Below are 4,334 nucleotides of genomic sequence, written 5' to 3' on the forward strand. Positions count from 1 at the left end.
ATCTCCTGTCGTCATGAGAATGCTGCCGCAGCCGCCTGACCTTGCTGGGGCCGTCGGCGAATGGTCCGACGCGGAACTTTTTCGCATCGTCAAACACGGCGTGCGCTTCACCGGCATGCCGGCCTGGCCGACGCAGGAACGCGACGACGAGGTCTGGGCGATGGTAGCCTTCCTGCGCGAACTGCCGTGGATGGACGAAGCCACCTACCGTGACCTCGCCTATGGAGCAACGCTTGCGCCTCCTGAAGGCGCTGCCGCAACCCTACGGCAGGCGCTCGCGGATTGCGGCCGCTGCCACGGTGGGGACGGTCTCGGGCGCGGTCCTGCGATCCCCGTTCTCGCCGGGCAGAGCGAGGCCTATCTCCTAGAAAGCCTGCGTGCCTATGCCGAGGAAGGTCGGGCAAGCGGCTTGATGAGCCTGCCCGCCATTGCGGCAGGGCCTCAATCCTGGCCGGATCTGGCCAAGCATTTCGCCGCCCTGCCGACGAGGCACCCCGGGGGCGAGGGCGATCCAGCACTTGTCCGGCGCGGCAGGGAAATCGCCGAGAGGGGTATCAAGGAGGCCGGCGTGCCAGTCTGTCTCGGCTGTCACGGACGACAGGACCGCAGCCCGCTCTATCCCTCCATCGCCGGCCAGCCCGAGCGCTATATCGAGGCGCAGCTTGGGCTGTTCAGGGCGGGAAAGCGGGGTGGAACGCGCTTCGGCCATCTCATGGCCAATGCCGCGAAGGGTCTCACGGACGACGACGTCCGCGCGCTTGCGGCCTACTTCGCCCTATCCGCCGCTCCATCCGCAACCGGAACGCGATAAGCGCGTTTGCGTTCTTTCACATTTTCGAGGTTCTGGTGAAAAAGTTGCTTGCCGCCCTTCTCATGCTGATCGTTCTTTTCGTCGTCGCCGGCGGAGCGGTCTTCTTCCTGTCGCGCGAAGAGGCGACGGTTCCGATCGCGGAGACCTATGGCCCCAACCCGACCCTGCCGGAGCCGAATCCGACTTGGCTGCCGACCGTCCATGTCGCCAAGGCCGCGCCATGGCCGCAGGGCACGAAGCCGACGGCGGCCCAGGGATTTGCAGTAAACGAGTTTGCCGGCGGGCTCGACCATCCGCGCTGGCTATACGTGCTGCCAAACGGCGACGTGCTGGTGGCCGAGAGCAATGCCCCGCCCAAGCCGGACGAGGGCTTCAGAATACGCAGCATACGCAGCTTCTTCATAGAGAGCTTACGCAGCATACGCCGCTTCTTCACAAACCTCTTCCAGAGCCAGGCCGGCGCGCAAACGTCTAGCGCCAATCGCATCTCGTTGCTGCGCGATCAGGATGGCGACGGGGTGGCGGAAACCAAAACGGCCTTCCTCACCGGGCTGTTCTCGCCATTCGGCATGACGCTACTTAACGGCAAGCTCTACGTCGCCAACGCCAATGCAATTGTGGCCTTTCCCTACCAGGAGGGTGCGACCGAGATCACCGCACCGGCGGAGAAGATCGTCGACCTGCCTGCGGGGAGGAACCACCACTGGACCAAGGACATGACCGCCTCGCAGGACGGCACGAAGCTCTATGCGACGGTCGGATCCAATTCCAATGTCGGCGAGAACGGCTTGGGGGAAGAGGAGAACCGCGCGGCAGTGCTGGAGATCGATCTCGCTTCGAAGCAGTCGCGTCTCTTCGCCTCCGGGCTGCGCAATCCGAACGGCCTGTCCTGGAATCCGGAAAGCGGCGAACTCTGGGTCGCCGTCAACGAGCGCGACGAGATCGGCAGCGACCTCGTGCCGGACTACATGACTTCGGTGAAGGATGGCGGCTTCTACGGCTGGCCTTACAGCTACTACGGCCAGCATGTCGATAATCGCGTCAAGCCGCAGCGGCCCGACCTCGTCGCCCAGGCGATCAAGCCGGACTATGCGCTCGGGGCGCACACGGCTTCATTGGGACTGACCTTCAACACGGGCGACCTGTTCGGTCCTCAATACAGGAATGGCGCGTTCGTCGGCCAGCATGGCTCGTGGAATCGCAAGCCGCGCAGCGGCTACAAGGTGATTTTCGTGCCGTTTACCGGCGGCAAGCCGTCAGGCCCGCCTCAGGACATCCTCACCGGCTTCCTGAGCGAGGACGACAAGGCCTTTGGCCGTCCTGTGGGAGTGGCGATAGACCGTCGCGGCGCCCTGCTGGTGGCGGATGATGTCGGCAACAAGGTCTGGCGGGTCGTTCCATCTCAGACGCAATCGGCACTTTGAGCGGTTCGTGCTACCGGCGACCCGACGAGGGAAGCGATACGACACCACTTGCCATTGCCTGTCGGACACGGTGTTCCGGGCGCCGATCAAGCCGAAAATCAAGCTGTCGGCACCAGTCCGCGCCCGCGTACATGCCGGACCCTCTGGCGCATACGATCGGCAAGAGAAGCGAGCGAGCCTTGCGCCGTGCGCGTCCCAAGAACGGATTGCAGGACAACGCCCTGCGTTGCGAATTTGTGCTTGAACGACTCTGCGCCGCACAGGAAATCGACTGTGCGCAAGCCGTGATCGATCGACCACCGTATGTAGTCCATCATCAGGATCATGCCGGGCGACGCCTGGCTGAAATCCGGATCGAAAGTGGTCACGAAGGCCATCATGGTGTGGTGCTGGACGAAGTTGATGGAGACTGCGACCATCGCGCCATTGCATTCAAGTACGAAAATGTGCAGCACGCCGGCGCGCGCCAGCGCCTCGACGAGTGCGGCGAGTACTGGCGCTCCCTCTTCGAAAAGTTGGGATTCACGCTTGCGCTCCACCAGCCATCTGCGCTTCAGGGCAGAGAGGCGGTCCAGTACCGGCTGCAGCGGCTCGTCTGGCGCAAGCAGGCGAAATTTCATTTTCCCGGCTTCTTCCAGCGTATTGACGCCGCGCCGATAGTTCTGCCGCGTCTTTTTCGATTGCTCCGCGAACCACGCGGCTCCGCTCTCCCATTGTCCGGCGACGCGATAGCTGACTTCCTCTCTGTGATTGGGGCGAAGCCTGATCCCGCCAGAGGTATCCGGAGTGAAAATTCTGCGGACCGCCGCACCCGGCAATAGATGATTGAGAAAGGCAATATCGAAGCCACCGGCTTCACAGATCCGGGCCCATACGTCCTGCAGCGCCGATGAAGAGCATTCCGGAGCAACGAGAATATCCCCGTAATCGGTATAGCTGCCGGCCGCCCATTCGAGAAACCGCAGGCCTTTGCGCTTGCCGATCGCCATGGGAAAGACGGCAACGAGCCTGTCACCATTCCAGACCAACCCGATCCGCAGCGCGCGCTGGTCACGGTCCGCTACGGTACTCCACCATGCCGAAATCCAGGCATGGCTCTGAAAGATCAGCCCATCAGTGCGATGCCAAAGATGCATCCAATCGGCTTCGATCGCAGCCAGGCGATCCGCCGAGCGGACAACTTCCAGGCGCTCTGCGCTCGAAGCGTCAATCGAAACAATGGTGTTCATGAAGGGGAACGATCCTGTGGCTGTGCGATGACATCGAGACGCCTCTGGAACAGTCTGGCGACATGCCCTCCCATCTTCTTGAGCGGCAGGATGTAAAGCCCAAAGAGCGATTGATAGTCGCGCACATCGCGATCTATCAGGCCAAATTTGAGGTCTTCATCCGGATCCGGGACAAACTGCGTCCCGAACAGGCGATCCCAGAACGAAAACAGCAGGCCAAAATTCTTGTCGTAGTGGCGAGGGTCGATGCTGTGGTGCACCTGGTGCCAGTGCGGACACAAGATGATGTTGTTCAACCGGCCGAAGGAAATCTTGAAATGGGTATGGCGAACAAAGTCCATCATCAGGATGTTGCGAATGACATAGACGTTGATGCCGAAGATAACGATCTCTACAGGATCGAGCGCGATCAGGCTCCAGATGCCGAAGCATATCCCCGGGATGACACCGTCCCAGATACGGTTCATCAGATCGTCCAGCGGATGAACCCGATCCTTGGTGATTCCCACCATCACCTCGGCCGAATGATGCACTTTGTGCAATTCCCATAGGAACGGGAAGTGGTGTTGGGCGACATGGTAAAGATAGTACGAAATGTCGTAGGCGATCAGCATGGTTGCGGTGAAGATGACGATCGTCACCGGTCCGGCCGGGCCGTCGATGAGCGGCGCCTGGATATCAAGGAGCCAGCCGATTGCCTGGTGCGTCCCATAGCCCACGGCGGCAACGAAGGTGACGCCGGCAGGGATGAGCAGGAAAGGCATTATCGCCCGTTTAGTGACCCAAAATAGGACATCCGCTCGCGCCGACGGATGCAGGATGACTTCCGCCGGGAAAGCGAAATCGAAAAAGTCCCTGAGGGACTTGTGC

At 61.4% G+C, this 4,334-nt stretch carries 4 protein-coding genes; 2 read left to right on the forward strand and 2 right to left on the reverse strand.

The genetic code is table 11. From position 1 onward, the window contains the following. The coding region (locus EOA86_RS24135) for a c-type cytochrome (RefSeq protein ID WP_128343965.1) at positions 1–811 on the forward strand (811 nt) is incomplete at its 5' end. 62 nt (positions 812–873) lie between these two features. Further along, the gene (locus tag EOA86_RS24140) at positions 874–2,235 is read left to right on the forward strand and encodes a sorbosone dehydrogenase family protein (RefSeq protein WP_127208456.1); all 1,362 of its coding nucleotides are present in this window, start codon (positions 874–876) and stop codon (positions 2,233–2,235) included. A 98-nt stretch (positions 2,236–2,333) separates the two neighbouring features. On the opposite strand, the gene EOA86_RS24145 is transcribed toward EOA86_RS24140, so the two are convergent. After that, on the reverse strand, positions 2,334–3,224 hold the full coding sequence (locus tag EOA86_RS24145) for a GNAT family N-acetyltransferase (RefSeq protein ID WP_245497358.1): 891 nt from the start codon (positions 3,222–3,224) through the stop codon (positions 2,334–2,336). Between the two features lie 236 nt (positions 3,225–3,460). Beyond that, on the reverse strand, positions 3,461–4,334 hold an 874-nt coding region (locus tag EOA86_RS24150), incomplete at its 5' end, for a sterol desaturase family protein (protein WP_164891936.1).

The sequence above is a fragment of the Mesorhizobium sp. M5C.F.Ca.IN.020.32.2.1 genome, assembly GCF_004023105.1.
In the GTDB taxonomy this organism is placed as follows: Bacteria; Pseudomonadota; Alphaproteobacteria; order Rhizobiales; family Rhizobiaceae; genus Mesorhizobium; species Mesorhizobium wenxiniae.